This window comes from Pseudoclavibacter sp. JAI123 (genome assembly GCF_013409665.1).
Lineage (GTDB): Bacteria > Actinomycetota > Actinomycetes > Actinomycetales > Microbacteriaceae > Pseudoclavibacter.
The window spans coordinates 535410-554854 of sequence record NZ_JACCCM010000001.1; the positions used below are offsets into that span (position 1 = coordinate 535410).

The following is a 19445-nucleotide window of genomic DNA, read 5'->3' on the forward strand; positions in this document are numbered from 1 at the left end:
GCGCCGGTTTTCGAGCGATATCGCACTGATGTTGGTCAGAGCGCCCGCCGCCCGCGGCTGACCCGCCGTCGCGAGCCGAGCGAGCCGAGCGAGCCGAACGAATCGTGCAGGTCAGCGGGTGATGCGAGCCTCGCCGAGCCGGACGACGACCACGCCGACGAGGATCAGCGCGCCGCCGGTCAGCTGCACCGGGTTGGGGAGCTCGCCGAGCAGCAGCCACGCGAACAGCACGGCGCCGACGACCTCGGAGAGCCCGACAAACGAGGTCAGTCGCGGACCTAGGCGGCGCGCGGCCGCGATGCCGGTGACGTAGGCCCCCGCCGCAGTCACGAGCCCGAGCATGAGGACCGCGGCCCACCATGGCATGGACGCCCCTCCGAGCTGGACCGGCGCATCCGTCACGGTCATCGGCAGCACGCCGACCAGCCCGGCGAGTCCGAGCACGATGGCTCCGACAAGCAGTCCGCCACCCGCGAGCACGGTCGCGGGGAGCTCGGTGTCGGTGTCGGCCGACATGACGAAGTAGAAGGCGACGCCGAGCATCGCGCCGAGCGCCCACAGCACGCCGACCAGATCGAGCTGGACGCCACCGAAGATCTGCAGCACGAGCAGCAGCCCGCCGGCCGCGATGCCCGCGCCGATGAGCGTGAGGGCGTGGGGGCGCTGGCGGTGCCGCAGCCACATCCACAGCACGACGATGGCCGGTGCCGTGTACTCGATGAGCAAGGCGACGCCGACCTGCAGGGTCGCGACGGCCGTGAAGTAGGCGAGCTGCGTGCCGGCGACGGCGATGGCTCCGTAGACACCGAGGCGAATCAGGTTGCCGCGGTCGGCGAGAAGGCGCCAGCGGCCGCGCAGTGCCAGGAGCGCGACGGGGGCCAGCGCGAGTGCGGCGAGGGAGACGCGTGCCGTGACGGCGGCACCGGGTGTCCAGCCAGCGTCGAGGAGCCCGCGCGCGAAGGGGCCCGACAGGGCGAAGGCACCTGCCGAGATCAAGGCGAAGATGAGGCCGGATGCGAGGCGCGAGTTGGCCGCAGGTGCGAGGGTTGCGAGCGGGGCCGTGTTCGGCGCAGGCGTGCTCGCCGCGGCGGCTGCGATCGTCGAGTCATTGGCGTTTGCCTTCATAGAACATGACACTAACTCGCGTTTGGTAATCTGCAAAGGTGCTTTTCACCAATGACACGGAGGAGGCGCTCGCTGCTGCCGCGGCGATCGTCAACAGCGACGTCGAACCGCGCACGCTCCGCACCCGGGACGAGCTCGCCGACTTCTTCCGCGACCTCGGCTACACGGGCCGCTTCGACGGGGGCGACGCCGAGTTCGAGCGCGTCCGCGCGATCCGACCTCGCCTGCGGGAGCTGCTCACCGCCGACCGGGACTCGGCGGCGGCCCTCGTCAACCAGACGCTCGTCGAGTACGACGCCACCCCGCAGCTCGTCCGCCACGACACGCACGACTGGCACCTGCACGCCGTCGACGCCGACCGTCCCTTCGACGAGCGCGTCTCGGTCGAGACGGCGCTCGCGGTCGTCGACCTCATCCGCGCCGACGAGATGTCGCGCCTCAGCATCTGCAGCGCCGACGGCTGCGAGGGGGTCGTCGTCGACCTCACCCGCAACCGCACGAAGCGCTTCTGCTCGACGCGCTGCGCGAACCGCTCTGCCGTCGCGGCGTACCGCGCCCGCCGCCGCGAGCATCCGCACGCTTGAGGCTCCGGGAACCAACTCCGAGGCACGAAGTAGTGGCCCGTTGCTGCTCCCAGTGCCGGGAACAACAACGGGCCACAACGCTCTTGGGGGAGCCGGCCGGCGCGAGCTACACGGCGGCGGGCCCGGACTCACCGGTGCGGACGCGGATGACGTGGCTCACATCCGTCACCCACACCTTGCCGTCGCCGACGTTGCCAGTGCGGGCCGCCTCGACGACGACCTCGAGCGCCTTGTCGAGGGTCTCGTCGGCGACGAGCACCTCCACGCGCGTCTTGGCGCGGAACGAGACCTTCACGGCCTGGCCCCGGTAGTACTCGGTGAGGCCCTTCTGGTGGCCGTGCCCCTCCACCTCGGTGATGGTGAGGCCCGTGAAGCCTGCCGCCTCGAGGGCGTCCTTCACATCGTCGACCTTGGTCGGCTGGATCACTGCGGTCACGAGCTTCATCGGCGGGCGCTCCTCTTCTGTGCGGGCGTTGTCTGCGTGTTCTGGTCGTTCGGGACACGGGGTGTCTGCGTGTTCTGGTCGCGCGGGGCGAACTGCGGTCGGGCGGATGCACCCATCATGGTCAGCGAGTCTCCATCTCGTACGCACGCTCGGCGTGGATGCCCCGGTCGAGGCCGACCGCTTCCACGTCGTCCGGCACGCGGATGGGCACGATCTTGTTCATGACCCACGCGATGAGGTAGGTCACGACGAACGCGTACACGCAGGTCACGACGATGGCGATCAGCTCGCGCCAGAGGAGGCTCGGGTCGCCACCGAAGAAGACGCCAGCGATGCCGGCCGGTGCCGCGGCTGCGCCGAGGAACACGACGAACAGGGCTCCGACGATGCCGCCGATGCCGTGCACGGAGAACGCATCGAGCGCGTCGTCGACCTTCGCGCGGTTCTTCCAGCCGATGCAGAGCGCGACGACGGCACCGGTGATGAAGCCGAGCGCGAGGGCTCCGACCGGCGTGACCGCATCCGCTGCGGGGGTGATGCCGACGAGGCCCGAGATCATGCCGGTCGCCATGCCGAGCGTTGTGGCGTGCTTGTCGCGGATGCGCTCGATGAGCAGGTAGCCCAACGCGCCGGTCAGCGCGGAGAGGGTGGTGGTGAGCACGACGTAGCCGGCGAGGAAGTTCGCGCCAGCGGCCGTGCCGCCGTTGAAGCCGATCCAGCCGAAGAACAGGAGGCCCGCGCCGAGCAGCACCAGCGGCATGTTGTGGGGTCGCAGCTCCGTGTTCTTGCGGCGGCCGAGCACCATCGCGAGGGCGACGGCGGAAGCGCCTGCGTTCATGTGCACCGCCGTGCCGCCGGCGTAGTCGTGCAGGCCGAGGACGTTGCGCATCCACCCGCCGACCGTCTCGCCGTCATCGCTCGTGAACGCGAACACCCAGTGGGCGAGGGGCGCGTAGACGAGGATCGTCCAGAGCGCGGCGAAGATCAGCCACGCCCAGTACTTCATGCGGCCGGCGGCGCCTGACGCGACGATCGCGATGCTGATGGCGGCGAACAGGATGTAGAAGGCGCCCCAGTACGCGTCGACGGAGATGATGTCGCCCTCGGACGCGTCGGTCATGAACGACTCCATGCCGACGAACGCGAGCGGGTCGCCGATGATTCCGGCACCGCCAACCGAGTTGCCGAGCACCATGCCGTGCACGAAGAGCACGTAGATGACGGCGACCACGGCCATGGATCCGAAGACCATCATGGCCATGTTGAGCATGTTCTTGCTGTTGAGCATTCCTCCGTAGAAGAACGAGATTCCGGGGAACATCAGGAGGACGAGACCGAATGCGGCGAGCATCCAGGCGAGATCGGCAGCGGGCATACATGGCTCCTTGGGTTGGGGTCATGGGAGAGGGGCGTGCGGGATGCACGGGTGGAGCAGTCGGGGCGTGGTCGCCCCGAAGTCAGTCGACGAGCCAGGTGGGCGAGGCGAGGAAGTTGTCGGCGGCGAGGATGGCTGCGTCGATGACGCCACCGCCCTGCAGGTCCGGCGGGAGGGCTTCGTCGCGGTGCGTGGTGCTCCAGCCGAGCATCGTGAGGGTGCGCACCATCGAGAGTGCGCAGCCGAGCTCGAGCTGCGCCCTGGTGAGCTGCCCCTCGGATCGATATCCGTCGATCCAGTTGCGCGCCATGGTGCGCACTTCAGGCTTGTGCTCCTGGAAGGTGAGGGCAGACGCGAAGTCGTAGAGGAACCAGCTGAAGCCCGAGTCGTCGAAGTCGATGACGATGAGGCGCTCGCCGTCGCGGATCACGTTGGTCGGGCGGAGGTCTGAGTGGACGAGGCCCCAGTCCTGCCAGCCGGCTGGCGCGGATTGCACGCGCATGAGCGCCGCCATCTCGGCGCGCTCGAGGTGGTCGAGCTGCGCCGGCGTCAGCGAGGCGCGTCTCCAGTCGCCCCACCGTGCGGTGGACCCGAGCAGGTCGGGGAGGCCCCAGGTGAAGCGGTCGAAGCCGGCGGGCCGCCGCCAGCTCCGGGCGTGGTCGTGCAGGCGTGCCGTGATCTGCCCGAGCTCCGTGAACCACGGGGCCGCGTCGTCGACGTCCTGCAGGATCGAGCCGGTCACGTGCTCGAAGTAGACGGCTTTCAGCGTCAGCCCGTCCGGCGACTGGATGCGCTGCGTCACCTGCCCGTCCGCCCCGGGAATCGGGGACGGGACGTCCGCGCATCCGGAGTCGCGGATGGCCTCGACCCAGAGCATCTCCGAGCGGAGCTGCTCGTCGCCCTCCTGGTAGCCGGGCTGCTGGAGGCGGACGACGCCGACGGGCTGGCCGCCGAGCTCGACGAGGTACGACGCGTTCTCGGAGACGGAGATGAGCTTCGTCGAGGCCTCCGGGGGGATCCCGAACGCGGCGAGCATCCCGTCGTGCAGCCAGCTGGGAGCGGGCTCACCCTTGACGAGAGCGTCGAAGACGCGCAGCCCCGAGACGGGCTGTTTGAGCGTTGCCTCGATCATGGTCGTCTCCTCGGGCTGGGGCGATCCGGGCAGCGGATGCGCGGGTCGCGGCGGCTCTGGTGTGTGCCGGCTGAGTGCGGGGTGTTCCATGTCTAGGTGCTGATTCGCTGAAGATGCGGCCCAGACGGGCACTCGTTACACACGATTTACCGGGAGGAAACAGTGCGCTTGCCTTCGCCGGTCAGGATCGGAGCGCCGAACGGGCGAAGTGCGCCCGCGGGAGAGGACGCGTCACGTGAGCAGATCGACGATCATGGACGGCAACAGCTACCGGGTGGGGGAGTCCTCCGCGGCGGCCGAAACCGAGGCCATGGTCGAGCGGCGAACGCGGCTGCTCGGGCCCTCCTACCGGCTCTTCTACTCGAACCCCGTGCACCTCGTTCGCGGCAGCGGCACATACCTCTACGACAGCGACGGCGTGGAGTACCTCGACATGTACAACAACGTCGCGAGCCTCGGCCACGCGCATCCGCGGGTCGTGGAGGCGATGGCGGCGCAGGCCGGCACGCTCAACACGCACACGCGCTACCTGCACGAGGCGATCCTCGACTACACCGAGGACCTGCTCTCGACCATGCCCGCCGAGATCGGCCAGGTCATGTACCAGTGCACCGGCTCGGAGGCGAACGATCTGGCGCTGCGCGTCGCGGCCGCCTACACGGGTGGCAGCGGCGTCATCGTCACGAGCGAGGCGTACCACGGCACGTCCGGGCTCACCTCGGCCGTCTCGCCCGCGCTCGGCAGCGGCCAGACGCTCGGCCTCGAGGTGCGCACGGTGCCGGGGCCCGACACCTACCGCACCGCGCCGGAGCTGGTCGGGGAGAAGCTCGCCGCCGATATCCGCGCCGCGATCGCCGACCTGGCCAAGCACGGGGTGAAGTTCTCGGCGTTCCTCGCCGACTCGGTGTTCTCCTCAGACGGCGTCGCCGCCGACCCGGCTGGCTTCCTCAGGCCCGCGTTCGACGCCGTGCACGAAGCGGGTGGCGTCTGGATCGCGGACGAGGTGCAGCCCGGCTTCGGTCGCCTCGGCCCGCGAATGTGGGGCTTCGCCCGGCACGACATCGTGCCCGACATCGTGACCATGGGGAAGCCCATGGGCAACGGCATCCCCGTCTCCGGCATGGCCGCGCGGCCCGAGGTGCTCGAGCCGTTCGCCACGGGGATCCCGTACTTCAACACCTTCGGCGGCAACCCGGTCGCGATCGCGGCCGCGCAGGCGGTGCTCGATGTGCTGCGCGACGAGGGCCTGCCCGAGCGCGCGGCAGTTGTCGGCGATCAGCTGCGCGCCGCGATCCGCTCGGTGGGGGATTCGCGCATCGGCGACGTGCGCGGGGCAGGCCAGTTCACGGGAGTCGAGATCGTGGCCGACCCCGCCTCGGAGACCCCGGACGGTGCGACCGCGCTCGCGCTGGTCAACGCGCTGCGCGAGCACCGAGTGCTCACCTCGACCGCCGGGCCGAACAACAACGTGCTCAAGGTGCGCCCCCCACTGTCGTTCCAGGAGCACGACATCGACCGGTTCACGGATGCGCTCGCCGCGGCACTCGCGGACGTGCCGGTGCGCTGACGCGACTGCGTCGATGGGTTGCCGCGTCTGCGGCGCTCATCCTCGCACGGCTGGCGCCCACGCATGCGCTGTCGGGGTGCCACGTCGCGAGGGGCGAGAGGCCTTTGAAGGCGCCCGCGCCCGGTAGAGTCCACGGCATGCGGGGAAGCGAGCAGTGAGCGGCGGTCTCATCGCGGCGCTCATCGGCCTCGCGGTCGTCGACTCGCTGAACCTGTCGACGATCGCCGTCGTGATCCTCATCCTGCTCACCGTGCAACGGCCCGCCGCGACCGGTTGGGTCTACGCGGCCGGTGCTGTCGTCGCGTTCTTCGGGCTGACGATGCTCGTGTACTTCGGGGCGAGCTTCGCGGGCACGCTCGTCGAGGATCTGGCGACGTGGATGCGGCGCATCATCTTCGTGGGCTTCGGGGTCATGTTCGTCGTGTTCGGGGTTCGACGCTTCCGCACGCGCGAGCGCCGCGGCTATCCGCTGCTGCGCTGGGTGAATCCCCTCACCGCGTTCCCACTCGGTGTCGTCGCGACGCTCGCCGACCTCCCGAACGCGTTCCCTATGTTCTTCGCGGTGGAGCGGCTCATCGACGCCGAGGTTCCAAGCGCCGCGGCTGTTGCTGCACTCGCGGGGTACGCCGTGATCTACGCCGTGCCGACCGTGGCGGTGCTGGTGGTCGGCATCGTGCTCAAGGATCGCCCCCGCGACCGGTTCCGCGCGGTGTACACGCGCCTCACGAGCGGCGAGGTGAGCGCGAGCCGACCCATGGCCGGGCTGCACTTCACGCTCGCGGCCGTCTGCGTCGCAGTCGCCGCCTTCTTCGTGTGAGCAGTGTGGGCATCGTGGCGGCCATGGGTAGTCTCACTCACATGAGCGTCGCGAAGCCGGAGCGGTCGGCCGCTGCCATCGTGGTCGGCGGTGTCGGGTTCCTGCTTGTGGCTGGGTACGCGGGCCTCGGGATGCTGCAGGTTCTTGTGCTCGACCCTCTCGCAGCGGTCCCCGACATGACCCTCGAGGAGATCTACATCCACGCAGCTCGCTCCAACGAGACCATTCACGTCTGGGTGGTTGTCATGCTCCTGGGGCCGGGGCTGCTGCTGGGGCTCGGGAGTCTTGTGCTCGCCTTCAGGCGGGGCGCGACGTGGGTCCAGAGCGCTGCCGTGGCAGCGGGCCTCCTGCTCCTCGGTGGGCTTCCTTTCTTCTGGGCGTGGTTCGGTGTCGGCATGAATATCGCGGATGCGTTCGGCACCGGCGGTGGCGACCACACTGGCTGGAGTGCAGTCATGTGGGCGACGAGCGGATGCGCCGCGCTGGTCTTGCTCTTGCTCGCGGTCTGGGTGGGCGTCAGGAGCGGCGTCAGGGCTTGGTGGGGCCGTCGCGCTGTGCTCGCCCAGCCGGAATTCGCTGACTCATCACATAGTGAGGCGTAGCATCGGACGCAACCCCACTTCCGGGGTCGCGGCGCCTCGCGCCGCACACTGAAGCCGGGCTGTCGCTCCGCCCGGAGAGAGGCAGCGCCATGAGAGCACTGCAGTACCGCGCGATCGGCTCGCGCCCCGAACTCGTCGAGATCGACACCCCCACGCCAGCCGCCGGCGAGATCCTGCTCAAGGTGACGGCCGCCGGTGCCTGCCATTCGGACGAGTTCATCATGGGCGCATCCGAGGACGACTACTCCTTCAAGCCGCTGCCGCTCACGCTCGGCCACGAGGTCGCTGGCATCGTCGAGGCGATCGGCAGCGGCGTCCACGACGTCGAGATCGGTGAATCCGTCATCGTCTACGGGCCGTGGGGCTGCGGCCGCTGCTACCACTGCGCGAGCGGGGCCGAGCAGAACTGCGAGAAGGGGATGCGCGCGCCCGGCATCTTCAGCGACGGCGGCATGGCCGAGTACATGATCGTCGACGACGCGCGCCACCTCGTGCCGCTCGGCGACCTCGACCCGGTCAAGAACGTGTCGCTCACGGACGCTGGGCTCACCCCGTACCGCGCCGTGAAGTCGGCACTGCCGAAGCTCGTTCCCGGCTCGACCGCGGTCGTCATCGGCTCCGGCGGCCTCGGCCACGTCGCAATCCAGCTGCTCAAGGCGCTGTCGGCCGCGACGGTGGTCGTGCTCGACGTCGGCGAGGCGCAGCTCGAGCTCGCCCGCACCGTCGGTGCGGACCACACGTTCCTGTCGAACCCGGACGCGATCCCAGCGGTCAAGGACCTCACCCGCGGCCTCGGGGCGACCGTCGTCTTCGACTTCGTCGGCATCCAGCCGACGGCCGACCTGTCGGCGAAGATGGTCGCGGCCGCCGGCTCGGTCGTGGTCGTGGGTGTCGCGAGCGGCGCCGTGCCCATCGGTCAGACGACGGTGCCGCTCGACGTCACGGGCCGCGCCATCAACTGGGGCTCCAGGACGGAGCTCATGGAGGTCGTGGAGCTCGCGAAGCGCGGCGCCATCAACATCCACGTCGAGCAGTTCTCGCTCGACGAGGCACCCGCCGCCTACGAGAAGCTGCACGCCGGCGAGATCCGCGGTCGCGCCGTCATCGTCCCCTAGTTCGCGCCAGCTCGCTCCCGCCTCCCGGTCCGCCTCCCCGCTGCGCCGCACGTAGACCTGGGGGTTGTGCATGGTGGTTGAGCCAGGAGCATGCGCAACCCTCAGGCCTGCCGGTGCCGCGGTTCAGTACGCGACGCCGAAGCGCGCGCGACGGTGGGCGGGGTGCTCGATCTCGGCGATGATCGCGGTTGCGAAGTCGGCGCCGGAGATGTTCGAGTCGCCGTTCGCGTCGGTGAGGAGCACGTCGCCGCCGATGCGGTACTCGCCCGTCGCCTCACCGGGTGCCCAGGCGCCGAACGCGGCGGCGGGGCTGACGTAGAACCAGTCGAGTTCAGGGGCGGATGCGCGGAGGTCGTCGAGTACGCCCGCCATCTCGGCGGCCTCCGGCTTGATCGCATCCGGGAAGCCCTCCGTGTCGAACAGCCGTGGGCCGCCCTCGGCGACGAAGAGCGAACCGGCACCGCCAACGACGCCGAAGCGCACGCCTTTCGCGGTGGCGAGAGCCGCGGCCTGCGCGAGCACGCCGCGGGTTCGGCCTTCCAGGTCGCCGCGAGGCGCGAGTGCGGAGACCACGACGTCGGCGCCGTCGATGGCGTGCTCGAGCGTGCCGTCCTCGAGGACGCTGGCGCTGACGTAGGCGACGCCCTCGATCTCTTCGTCCGGGCGCGAGCGGCTGAACGAGGTCACCTCGTGGCCCGCGGACGCTGCCGCCTTGACGAGGTTGCTTCCGGCGTATCCGGTTCCGCCGAGGATGGTGATCTTGGCCATGGTGGTCCTTTCGTCTCGGCGACCGGTGTCGGGCGCCGACAGTCACCGTAGGAGACCAACTGCGGGGAGGGGAAGAAGGCACTTTGGGGAGCGTCGGTTACCGCAAAGTGCCTGTGGCGTGGCTCTTGAGTCTCTCTCGGTGACTGAGTACCGTGCAGTTACCAACGAAAGGTGGGGCATGTCCGAACCGCTCTGGGACCCGTACGTGCGCGACTGCCCGTCGCGCCGCCTGCTCGACCGCATCGGCGACCGGTGGACGGTGCTCGTCGTCGGCACGCTGCACGAGGGGCCGAAGCGCTTCTCGGAGATCCAGGCCGCGGTCGATGGGGTCTCGCAGAAGATGCTCACCCAGACGCTCCGCGGACTCGAGCGCGACGGCCTCGTCACGCGCACCGTGTTTCCGCAGGTGCCACCCCGCGTCGACTACGAGCTGACGGATGTCGGACGCAGCTTGCTCGGCCCGCTGCGCGTGCTCACCGAGTGGGCGACCGAGCACATGTCCGGCGTCGCGGATGCGCAGCTCGAGTACGACGCGGCGCGCGGATGAGCGCTCGGCCGAACCGAGACGAACGCGTGCCGGGCTCGACGCACGAAGCCCCACCACCGCAGCACAACCCCACCACAGCGGCACCGAGTCCGAGGAGATCACCATGACCGCAGCATCCACCGACCGCATCGCGGTGACCGGCAGCACGGGAGCGGTCGGAGGCGTCGTCGCCGAGCTGCTCGCCGACGCGGGAGCCCCGCAGCTCCTCCTCGCCCGCACTCCGGCGAGGGCCCCGCGGCTGCCCGGGTGCGTGGTCGCGCCGTTCAGCTACGCGGACCGCACCGCATCCACCGCCGCGCTTCGCGGGATCCGGACGCTGTTCATGGTGTCCGCGGCAGAGAGCGAGTCGCGGCTCGACGAGCACAAGGCGTTCATCAACGCCGCGGCGGAAGCTGGCGTCGAGCACGTCGTCTACACGTCCTTCTTCGGCGCCTCGCCGGACTCGACGTTCACGCTTGCTCGTGACCACTTCGCGACGGAAGAGCACCTCAAGGCCTCCGGGATGACGTGGACCTTCCTCAGGGACAATTTCTACATGGACGTCATGCCGATGTTCGTCGGCGAAGACGGCGTGCTGCGCGGGCCAGCTGGCGACGGCCGGGTGTCGATCGTGAGCCGCGCCGACGTGGCCGCGGTCGCGTCGAGCGTGCTGCTCGCACCGGATGCGCACCGCGGGGCGACCTACGACCTGACCGGCCCTGAGGCGCTCACGGCGACCGAGATCGCCGCGGCGATCTCGCACGCTCGGGGCACGGCGGTGACCTTCCACGACGAGAGCATCGAGGAGGCGTACGAGTCGCGGGCGAAGTGGGGTGCGCCCGCCTGGCAGAACGACGCCTGGGTCAGCACGTACACGGCCATCGCGAGCGGTGAGCTGTCTCGAGTGACCGGTGACGTCGAGCGCGTCACCGGCCGGCCGCCGCTGACGTTCGCGGCATACCTGGCGGAGGAGTAGCGGGCGTCAGGAACGCAGGAGGCGGTGCTCGGTGCAAGAATCTTTCGATGACGTTCGCAGCCGCTCGCCTCGCTCTCGTTTCCGCGCTTGTCGCCGCGGCGCTCACACTCAGTGGGTGCACGGGAACGGGAACCTCTGGGGGCTCGTCCCCTGAGGCGGCGTCCCCGACGCCGACGATCGCGGAGCCCCCGAGCACCCCGATCGTCGAGCAGACGATCACGGACGAGCTCACGGGAACGTCCGTCACCACGCTCGCGATGGTGACAGATTTCGAGTCCGCGGCGAACGCGTCCGTCTCCGACGGGCTCCAGGCGGTGCTCGTGAAGGTCCGCTTCACTGCGGGCGACGAGTACGGCGGCGCGGAGAGGCCGACGCTGGTCTCCATCACCGACCGCGACGTCAACCTCGACTACGTCTCGCTCGGCCTGACGAACCCGGAGACACTCGCGCCGGCGATGACCGCCGCCGGATACACGCCGATCAACAGCGTCCAGCCGGGTGAGACGGTGACCGGCTGGGTCGGAGCGTGGCTGCGCGATGACTACACGCAGTTCGACCTGGTCTACGACCGCGGCGAGAGCACGGTCTTCGGCGGCGACCAGAGCGGGGACAAGATCCCGCCTTTCCAGCAGATCGTGCCGCTCGAGCCGAGCGCGTAGCGCCTGCGCGGCGCGTCAGCTCTTCGTGAGGTCCTGCGCGAGCATCACGATGATGCCGCTCGGGCCCCGCAGGTACGTGAGCTTGTACACATCCTGGTAGTTGGCGACGCCCCGCAGCGGGTGGCAGCCGTGCTTGGCGGCGATCGCGAGCGACTCGTCGATGTCGTCGACGGAGAACGCGACGCGGTGCATCCCGATCTCGTTCGGCAGCGTCGGCTCCGTCTCGATGGCTTCCGGGTGGAGGTACTCGAACAGCTCGAGCTGCCCGTGCCCATCCGGCGTCTGCAGCACGGCGATCTTGGCGTGGTTGCCGTCGAGGCCCACGGCGGTGGACGCCCATTCGCCGCTCACCTCGTCGCGCCCGAGCACCGTCAGGCCGAGGTCGGTGAAGAAGGCGATGGTGGCTTCGATGTCTCGGACGGCGATGCCGACGTTCTCGAGTCTGATGGGCATGGTGCGCATGCTACTCAGCGTCGTCGAGCGGATGCGGAATCCCGGGTGGGGCGGTCGCCGCGGGCGGGGTTCAGACGCCGCTGGCTCTCACCCGACCGACGCGGCCGCCGATGGGCCAGGTCGTGAGCCGCTCCGTGGCCGGGTCGCCCCAGAGGGCCGTCAGGTCACGGCCGACGTCCTCCAGCAGGCCCGCCCGGCCCGCCTCCCGCGCGGCGCGGACGGCCGACCACGTCGAGAAGTACCCGAGCAGCCCGTCTAGGGTCAGCCGCTTCCGGATGCTCGGGGCCCGGAAGTCGAGCTCCTCGAACGGAAACGGCAGGTCGCGGTATTCGCGCTCGACCAGCCGCCGGGACGGTGGCCAGTACGCGTCGAGGTCGTCGGCGTAGAAGCGCTGTGCTCGTTCGTCGATGGCGGGGTCCTCGATGCTGAGGACGCCGTAGCAGAGGAGCGCGATCACACCGCCATCGGCGCTCACACGGGTGACCTCGTCATAGAACCTGGGCAGCTCGAACCAGTGCGCGGCCTGAGCGGCGCTGACCAGTCCGACGGAGCCGCTGCCGATGCCAGCAGGCAACGACTCCGCGGGTGCCTGCTGGTACACCACGCCCGGATGCGGAGCCGCGTTCGCGATCTGCTCCGCGCTCGGGTCGACACCGATCACCCGGTCGAAAGCTCCCCCGAGCGTCGTCGTGAACTGGCCGTTCCCGCATCCGACATCGACGGCGAGGTCCGTGCGCGGGGCGAGCCGTGCGAGGTCGGTCGCGAGCGAGGCCGGGTAGCTGGGGCGGAAGCGGGCGTACGCCTGCCCGCCCTCGTCGAACCAGTTGCGTGCATCCGGGGTCATGCCGTGATGCTAGGCCGGACAGCTGGACGCGCCACGGTCACTCCGCGGCGGTCTCCGCGGCGAGTCGTGCGAACTCCACCAGGACGCGCGGGTGCTCGAGCACGCGGAAATGCCCACCCGTGTCCAGCTGCACGTTCTCGGCGCCCAGCAGGAAGCTGCCCTTCGGGATATGCGGGTCGAAGCAGCCGTAGACCGACACGATCCGGGAATTCACCTCCTCCTCGAGGGAGAGCGCCAGGATCGTGCGGTCGCGCGGCGAGAAGATCCGCAGGCTCGGGGTGAACAGGAGGCGCGCGTACGAGGATCCTCCGAAGGGTGTCGCCACGGCGAGCATCGAGCGGATGCGCGGCACCCCCGCGCCCTGCGTCATCGCGTACTTGCCGACGAGTCCGCCCTTGCTATGGGCGACGATGATGACGTCGTCGAGGTCGTGGCGCTCGAGCGCCTCGACGAGGTGCGCGGCCGCGTCCGGCACGGGCTTCCGGTTGAAGCCGAGCGGGTCGAGGACATGCACCGGGTGTCCCGTCGCGTGGATGGCGCGGATGGTCGGCAGCATGAAGCGCCACGGCTCGTACACCCCGGGGATCACGACGACGGGGGCACGGTGGCCGTCGAGGAATGCCGCCGGGTCCGTGCGATCGAGTGCGGCGCGTGCCTGCTGCGCGACGACGTAGGCGTAGTCGAGGGCCCACCACCAGAGGCGCGTGGCTGAACGGCGGATGGCGCGGATCATGCGGTCCCCGCGAGCTCGGAGACGCCGCAGGTTGGCAGCGCCACCCATCCCTCGATCGTCGCCGCCTCGAGCAGCTCGGTCGGCACCGGTAGCGTCTTGTCGAGCGCGTGGGCGCGAGCGATGAGGGAGGCCGCGACGGCGTCGAGGGCATCGTCGGAGCTGCCCAGGAGCGCCTGCTGCTCCTGAGTCGTCTCGAGCCAGGGAAGCGCCTCGAGCAGCATCTGCGCGGCCAGGACGCGCGCTTCCGGCTTGGTCTTGTAACCGGGGGTCAGCAGGCCCCACGCGCGCAGGGCCGCCGCCGGGTACACCTCGGCGAGGCGACCGCCGCCGGAGCGGTCGACCTGCTCTCCTGCGGCCGCGAACCCGTCGAGCAGCTCGGCGCAGTGGATGGCCGTCATGCCGAGGCGGTCGGTGGAGACGCTCAGCGGCCAGCGGCCCGTCTGCTCCCGCACGACCCGGTCGGTGTGCCGGTAGGCGAGGCGACGGCGCAGGTCGATGCCGGTGTGTGCGTGCGTGCCTGGCACCCGGGCGGCGTGCGCCGAGACGAACTCCACGAACTCGATCGGCCAGCCGAACGCGCAGTCGATGCCGATGCTCGCCGCGTCTTCGGCCAGCTCGATGATCTCGCTGTCCGAGATGCCGAGCTGCAACTGGGTGAGGCGTGCTGCGCCTGCATCTGCACCCGTACTGGCGCCCCACTCGATGCTGGCGAGCGCCGTGCGCGTGGGTTCTGCTGCCAGGTCGACGCCAACGGTTTTCACCCGCGCCACGCTACGCGAACGTGCTCTGGTCGGTGCTCAGCTCCCGCGGGGTTGACAGTCACGGTGACGACAGCGCGATTTCTGTCTCCGGGAAGCGTGGTCGGGCTGTGTCGTCACCGTGGCTGGCAGCTCGGTGCGCGCACCGGGGGCTCTGCCGCGAGGGGCGGTCGGTTCGGCGCCACCTGGCTAGGCTGGCGGGGTCGAGGCGCGCTCCGCTGCGCGGGGTCGGGGAGGTGCGCGCGTGAGTGTGAAGTCGAGGATCGCGGGAACGGATGCGTCGGCCCGCCGTTCGCTGCTGATCGCGGTGCTCTCGCTGCTCGGCGCGACGTTGTTCTGGGCGAGCAACTACATCGTCGGCGCGGCCGTGCTCGAGACGATGGACCCGCTCAGTCTCGTGCTGTGGCGGTGGACGCTCGCAGCCGTGCCGCTGCTCGCGATCGCGCACTTCGCGGAGCGCCCGGATTGGCGCGAGGTGCTGCGGGCGTGGCCGTGGCTGCTGGCGCTCAGCTGCACTGGCCTGGCCGGGTACAACCTGACGCTCTACGCGGCGTTGCAGTACAGCGACGCCTTCAGCGCGTCGCTCATCAACGCGTTCAACCCTGCCGTGATCGCGGTGGCGGCGGCGATCTTTCTCAGGCAGCGCCTCACGCGGACCGGTGTCGCCGGCGTGGTGATCGCCCTGGCCGGGGTGTTCGTCGTGGTGAGCGGTGGCGACGTCGGTGCGTTCCTGGAGACGGGGTTCGGCGTCGGGCAGATGCTCATGTTCGGCGCTGTCGGCATCTGGACGGCCTACACGATCATCGGCCGCAGGTCACCGCCGCTGCCGCCGATCACGTCGACGTCGATCCAGGCGGTCATCACGGTGCTCCTGGTCGCGCCCGTCACCTTCGCGACGGGTGGTCCGCAGCTCCCGGTGTCAGCGGATGCGGCCACCTCGCTGGCGCTGATCGCCGTGTTCCCGTCGGTGCTGTCCTACCTGCTCTGGAACCGCGCGCTCGCGGTGATCCCGGCGGCTCGAGCGGGGGTGTTCCTGAATCTGATCACGGTGTTCACGGTCGCGTTCACCCTGCTGGCGGGCCAGCCGTTCGCGGTCGGACAGCTGGTGGGAGGCGGCGTCGTGATCGCCGGCGTGGTGATCGCGAACGCCGAGGCGTTCCGGCGGCCGGGGGAGCCGCATCCGCGGATCTCCTGATCAGCTGGCTTGCGAGCGCGCGCGTCTTCACTGCGGCGAGGTCGGGAGAAGCTCGGATGCGCTCAGTCGGCTCGTGTGCCCGCGGGCGCCATCGGGGCTCCGGCCGAATCTTCGTGCGTCGGCGTCCTCCGGCCGACCAGCCAGCTGGAGACGGCTGCCAGGGCGACCAGCACCAGCACGGCGATGAGCGCGGACCTGAGCCCGAAGTCCTCGCCGAGGAAGCCGAGTGCGGGCGGGCCGACGAGGAACGCGATGTACCCGAGGGTGGCGGCGAACGCGACGCGGGCATCCGGCCGGTCGCCTGATGCTCCGGCTGCCGACAGCGCGACGGGGAAGCCGAGTGCGGTGCCGAGGCCCCACAGGATCGCGGCGCCGGCCGCGACCGCCTGGTTGTCGACGAAGATGATGAGCGCCAGGCCCGCCGCCCCGATGAGCGCGCTCGCGCACAGCACTGCTGGCCGGCCGAAGCGGTCGACGAACGAGCCGCCCACGAAGCGACCGACGGTCATCGACAGGGCGAAGACCGCGAAGATCCCGGAGCCCCAGGCGGCGTCGAAGCCGTGGCCGTCGACCATGACGAGGGGCAGCCAGTCGTTGGCGCTGCCTTCGGCCATGGCGAGCGCGAGCACGATGACGCCGATGAGCAGCAGCGTCCTGTCTCGCCAGAGCGGGTGGCTCGCAGGCGCGCCTCGCTCGTCGGTGCTCACGGTGGTCGCAGCCTTCCCGGTGGCGGGCGGCAGGAGGCGGATGGACGCCACGAGCCCGACCGCGACGACCACCGCCGCGATGCTGAGGTGCAGCAAGACCGGGAACGACGTGGCCGTGGCCACGATGCCGCCCACCGCGCCGATGGTCGTGCCGAGGCTGAAGAAGCCGTGCATGGCCGGCAGCGTGGACTTGCCGAGCTGCCGTTCCACGTCGGCGCCCTCGATGTTGAGGGCCACCTCGGCGCCGCCCATGCCGAGGCCGAAGAGTGCGAGGCCGAGCGCCACGACGGCCCCGGACGCCAGTGCTGCGCCCGCCCCGATGGTGAGGGCGCTCGCGGCGACGAGCGACATGCCCACGGTGATCACGGGGCGGGCGCCGAACCTGCTGACGAGCCTGCCGGAGCTGAGGATGCCGACCATCGACCCGACCGAGATGCCGAAGAGGATCAGCCCCATCTCCGCGGTCGAGGCGCCGAGCGCATCCCGAACATCCGGGGTGCGGGTCACCCAGGAGGCGATGGTGATGCCGGGGAGGAAGAAGAGCACGAACAGCGCGATGCGGCGCCGTCGGGGGGAGGGGGACATGGGGTCCGTTTCAGGCTGGGGAGAGGCTCCAGCCTAGCGACGCCTCAGGACGCGGTGGCTTCCCCCGGGTAGACGACGCCGATGGCGGCTCGAGCCTGGTCGAGCACCTCCATGATCTCGATGGATGCCTGCCAGGGCATCACCGGTGACTGCGTGGCACCATTCGCGAGAAGGCGCGCGAACTCCGCGGCCTCGAACTGGAAGCCACCCGACACCGTCGCATCCCACTCGGTGGTGACGGCACCGCTGACACCGTCGGTCGACTCGTCGGACGCCTGCTCGGAACCGTCACCGCCGAACTCGCTCACGCGCAGCATCCCGGGAACGAAGAACTCGGCGGGCAGCTCGACGATGCCGCGCTCGAACACGAACTCCGCCCTCGAGGGGGCCCGCCCCTCGAAGCTGCAGCGGGCCGTGCCGACGGCGCTCGCGGTGCGCATGATGACGGATGCGGAGCCGTCGACGGCGTACCCTGGCAGCAAGTTGCCGGCTGCGGCGACCTCGACGGGCGGGCCGAGGAGGTCGTGCACGGCGGCGATCGAGTAGACGCCGATGTCGAGCAGTGCACCGCCGCCCTGTTCGACGTCGACGATGCGCGGGACGGGAGCGTGCATGATCCCGGCGAAGTTCGCGTGCGCCGTGACGAGGCGGCCGAGCAGCCCGTTGGCGGCGATCTGCCTCGCCACCGTGAACTGGGGGAGGAACCGGGTCCACATGCCGTCGACGACCAGCACTCCATGCTCTTCTGCGGCGGCGAAGACATCGCGGGTCTCGGCGGCGTTGAGGGCGAAGGGCTTCTCGACGAGCACCGGCTTGCCGGCGCGGATGCACGCGAGCGCGAGGTCGCGGTGGGTCGAGTTGATGGTGGCGAGGTAGATGGCGTCGACGTCCGGGTCGGCGATGAGGTCGGCGTAGGAGCCGTGCGCGCGCTCGATGGCCAGCTCGTCGGCGAACACCTGGGCGCGTGACAGCTCGCGCGCCCCGACCGCCGCGATCGTCGACAGGGTGTGCTCGGGCACCTCCCGCGCGAACCTGCGCGCGATGTGGCCGGCGCCGAGGATCCCCCAGCGCAGCGGGGGCGCATCCACCGGGTCGAGCAGCTCGACGCCCTCCGCGAGGCGGGCGATGGGGGTGGGGAGCTCGGCGACGAACGCGGGGGAGATGGTGGAGGTCATCGTTCGAGTCTGGCAGGGGAGCATGGTGCCAGTCGAGGAGCGGATCCGGCGCGGATGCTCGGGGGCTCGCGCTGTCTGCCTACCCCAGCCCCAGGTCGATGACGATCTTGCCGCGGGCCCGGCGCTCGTCGAGGCTCGCGACGGCCTCGGGGACCTGCCCGAGCGGTACGACCTCGCTGATGGAAGCGCGCAGCTCACCGCGCTCGACGGCGGGTGAGAGCCTGGCCCATTGTTCGGGGAGCGAGACGAGGCACTCTGGCATGAGCCCCTCCCAGGCGGCACCGACGACGGAGATGTTGTTCAGGAGGATTCGGTTGGTTTTGACGGTCGGGATGCTGCCGCCCGTGAAACCGAGCACGACCAGGCGGCCGCGCTTCGCGAGGCACCGCAGGGAGTCGGTGAAGCGGTCACCGCCGACCGGGTCGAGGACGACGTCGACGCCGCGGTGGTCGGTGAGCTGGCGGACCTCGGTGAGGAAATCGGCCGCGAACACCGTGTGGTCGGCACCGACCGCCTCGGCGAGCGCGGCTTTCTCCTCGGTCGAGACGACAGCGATGACGGTGGCGCCGATGAGCTTCGCCTGCTGGATGAGGGCGACGCCGAGACCGCCGGCAGCGCCTTGGATGAGCACGGTCTCGCCGGGCTGCACCTGCCCGCGGTCACGGAGCGCGAAGTCGGCGCTCAGCAGGTTGATGGGCAGCGCGGCGGCGTCGACGAAGCCGATCGAGTCGGGCAGCGGCAGCACGCGGTTGGCCGGAGCGACGACGTAGTCGGCGAACGCGCCGTGGCTCGCGACGCCGAAGACCCGGTCGCCCTCTGCGAACCCGGAGCCTTCGCCAGCCTCGGCGACGACGCCCGCGAACTCGCTGCCCAGCGCAAACGGGGTCGGGATGCGGTGCTGGTACTCGCTGCGCGACTGCAGCACATCCGGGAACGCGACGCCGGCCGCACGCACCTCGACGAGCACGTGGCCGGGCGGTCGATGCGGGACGGGTAGGTCGCGGAGCTCGAGGCTGCGCGGTCCGCCGTCCGTCGAGTTCACGATCGCCCGCATCGAGCCGGCACGGCCGTGCACGGGCTCGGTCGCGGGCTCGCGGTCGGGGTCGAGCGTCGGGTGATGCGTGGGCTGGTCTGGCTGCGCATCCGACATGACTGCCACGGTAGCCGCTGCTGCTCTCACAAGTGGTGGCCTGCGAGAATCTCTGAATGGTTGTCAAGGTCACTCGTTCGCGACCATTCGGGGCGATTCGAGGCGCTCGGCGCTGACTGGTCCCGGGGCCGGTTGGTTGGTCGAGGTCGCGGCG

General features: G+C 70.3%; 21 protein-coding genes. 9 read left to right on the forward strand and 12 right to left on the reverse strand.

Translation table 11 applies throughout. The features are described from left to right. Window positions 1-111 precede the first annotated feature (111 nt). Window positions 112-1125, reverse strand: a complete 1014-nt coding sequence (locus HDC34_RS02615; RefSeq protein WP_179555727.1) for a DMT family transporter — start codon at window positions 1123-1125, stop codon at window positions 112-114. Window positions 1126-1163: 38 nt separating this feature from the next. Between HDC34_RS02615 and HDC34_RS18125 the strand changes: the two genes are divergently transcribed. Next, window positions 1164-1709 (forward strand): CGNR zinc finger domain-containing protein, encoded by a 546-nt coding sequence (locus tag HDC34_RS18125; protein WP_179555728.1) that lies wholly within the window; start codon window positions 1164-1166, stop codon window positions 1707-1709. A 106-nt stretch (window positions 1710-1815) separates the two neighbouring features. Here the strand turns inward: HDC34_RS18125 and HDC34_RS02625 are convergent, their stop codons facing one another. From HDC34_RS02625 to HDC34_RS02635, 3 genes are all read right to left on the reverse strand, one after another. Next, window positions 1816-2154, reverse strand: a complete 339-nt coding sequence (locus tag HDC34_RS02625; RefSeq protein WP_104254769.1) for a P-II family nitrogen regulator — start codon at window positions 2152-2154, stop codon at window positions 1816-1818. A 121-nt stretch (window positions 2155-2275) separates the two neighbouring features. Beyond that, window positions 2276-3529: an ammonium transporter gene (locus tag HDC34_RS02630; protein ID WP_151424981.1), complete on the reverse strand. Its 1254-nt coding sequence runs from the start codon at window positions 3527-3529 to the stop codon at window positions 2276-2278. A gap of 82 nt (window positions 3530-3611) precedes the next feature. Beyond that, complete coding sequence (locus HDC34_RS02635; RefSeq protein ID WP_179555729.1) at window positions 3612-4661, reverse strand: phosphotransferase enzyme family protein; 1050 nt, start codon at window positions 4659-4661, stop codon at window positions 3612-3614. A gap of 235 nt (window positions 4662-4896) precedes the next feature. Between HDC34_RS02635 and HDC34_RS02640 the strand changes: the two genes are divergently transcribed. From HDC34_RS02640 to HDC34_RS02655, 4 genes are all read left to right on the forward strand, one after another. Continuing rightward, complete coding sequence (locus HDC34_RS02640; RefSeq protein ID WP_218854865.1) at window positions 4897-6228, forward strand: aspartate aminotransferase family protein; 1332 nt, start codon at window positions 4897-4899, stop codon at window positions 6226-6228. A 154-nt stretch (window positions 6229-6382) separates the two neighbouring features. Then, on the forward strand, window positions 6383-7045 hold the full coding sequence (locus tag HDC34_RS02645; protein ID WP_179555730.1) for a GAP family protein: 663 nt from the start codon (window positions 6383-6385) through the stop codon (window positions 7043-7045). A gap of 41 nt (window positions 7046-7086) precedes the next feature. Continuing rightward, complete coding sequence (locus HDC34_RS02650; protein ID WP_179555731.1) at window positions 7087-7647, forward strand: hypothetical protein; 561 nt, start codon at window positions 7087-7089, stop codon at window positions 7645-7647. Window positions 7648-7736: 89 nt separating this feature from the next. Beyond that, window positions 7737-8762, forward strand: a complete 1026-nt coding sequence (locus tag HDC34_RS02655; RefSeq protein WP_179555732.1) for an NAD(P)-dependent alcohol dehydrogenase — start codon at window positions 7737-7739, stop codon at window positions 8760-8762. A 123-nt stretch (window positions 8763-8885) separates the two neighbouring features. Here HDC34_RS02655 and HDC34_RS02660 read toward each other — a convergent pair whose 3' ends face one another. Further along, window positions 8886-9530, reverse strand: coding sequence for an NAD(P)-dependent oxidoreductase (locus tag HDC34_RS02660; protein ID WP_179555733.1), 645 nt, complete (start codon window positions 9528-9530; stop codon window positions 8886-8888). A gap of 178 nt (window positions 9531-9708) precedes the next feature. On the opposite strand from HDC34_RS02660, the gene HDC34_RS02665 reads away from it, so the two are divergent. The 3 genes from HDC34_RS02665 (at window position 9709) to HDC34_RS02675 (ending at window position 11691) form a co-directional block, all read left to right on the forward strand. Then, on the forward strand, window positions 9709-10077 hold the full coding sequence (locus HDC34_RS02665; protein WP_179555734.1) for a helix-turn-helix domain-containing protein: 369 nt from the start codon (window positions 9709-9711) through the stop codon (window positions 10075-10077). 103 nt (window positions 10078-10180) lie between these two features. Further along, window positions 10181-11032: an SDR family oxidoreductase gene (locus HDC34_RS02670; protein WP_179555735.1), complete on the forward strand. Its 852-nt coding sequence runs from the start codon at window positions 10181-10183 to the stop codon at window positions 11030-11032. Window positions 11033-11079: 47 nt separating this feature from the next. Then, the gene (locus HDC34_RS02675; protein WP_179555736.1) at window positions 11080-11691 is read left to right on the forward strand and encodes a hypothetical protein; all 612 of its coding nucleotides are present in this window, start codon (window positions 11080-11082) and stop codon (window positions 11689-11691) included. Between the two features lie 15 nt (window positions 11692-11706). On the opposite strand, the gene HDC34_RS02680 is transcribed toward HDC34_RS02675, so the two are convergent. From HDC34_RS02680 to HDC34_RS02695, 4 genes are all read right to left on the reverse strand, one after another. Then, the gene (locus HDC34_RS02680) at window positions 11707-12144 is read right to left on the reverse strand and encodes a VOC family protein (RefSeq protein WP_104310568.1); all 438 of its coding nucleotides are present in this window, start codon (window positions 12142-12144) and stop codon (window positions 11707-11709) included. Window positions 12145-12214: 70 nt separating this feature from the next. After that, window positions 12215-12988, reverse strand: coding sequence for a class I SAM-dependent methyltransferase (locus tag HDC34_RS02685; protein ID WP_179555737.1), 774 nt, complete (start codon window positions 12986-12988; stop codon window positions 12215-12217). A 37-nt stretch (window positions 12989-13025) separates the two neighbouring features. Beyond that, entirely contained in the window at window positions 13026-13721 is a 696-nt protein-coding gene (locus tag HDC34_RS02690; RefSeq protein WP_218854866.1) for a triacylglycerol lipase, read from the reverse strand. Further along, a complete protein-coding gene (locus HDC34_RS02695) occupies window positions 13718-14482 on the reverse strand; it encodes a DUF429 domain-containing protein (RefSeq protein WP_179555738.1) in 765 nt (254 codons plus the stop codon). The genes HDC34_RS02690 and HDC34_RS02695 overlap by 4 nt, the downstream gene beginning before the upstream one ends. Before the next feature lie 241 nt (window positions 14483-14723). On the opposite strand from HDC34_RS02695, the gene HDC34_RS02700 reads away from it, so the two are divergent. Continuing rightward, window positions 14724-15674 carry a DMT family transporter gene (locus HDC34_RS02700; RefSeq protein ID WP_308807242.1) on the forward strand — a complete coding sequence of 317 codons (951 nt, stop codon included), beginning with the start codon at window positions 14724-14726 and terminating at the stop codon, window positions 15672-15674. A gap of 62 nt (window positions 15675-15736) precedes the next feature. Here HDC34_RS02700 and HDC34_RS02705 read toward each other — a convergent pair whose 3' ends face one another. The 3 genes from HDC34_RS02705 to HDC34_RS02715 form a co-directional block, all read right to left on the reverse strand. After that, window positions 15737-16966 carry an MFS transporter gene (locus HDC34_RS02705; protein WP_179555739.1) on the reverse strand — a complete coding sequence of 410 codons (1230 nt, stop codon included), beginning with the start codon at window positions 16964-16966 and terminating at the stop codon, window positions 15737-15739. 44 nt (window positions 16967-17010) lie between these two features. After that, window positions 17011-18141, reverse strand: coding sequence for a Gfo/Idh/MocA family protein (locus HDC34_RS02710; RefSeq protein ID WP_179555740.1), 1131 nt, complete (start codon window positions 18139-18141; stop codon window positions 17011-17013). A 79-nt stretch (window positions 18142-18220) separates the two neighbouring features. Beyond that, a complete protein-coding gene (locus HDC34_RS02715) occupies window positions 18221-19291 on the reverse strand; it encodes an NADPH:quinone oxidoreductase family protein (RefSeq protein WP_257023058.1) in 1071 nt (356 codons plus the stop codon). Window positions 19292-19445: the final 154 nt, after the last annotated feature.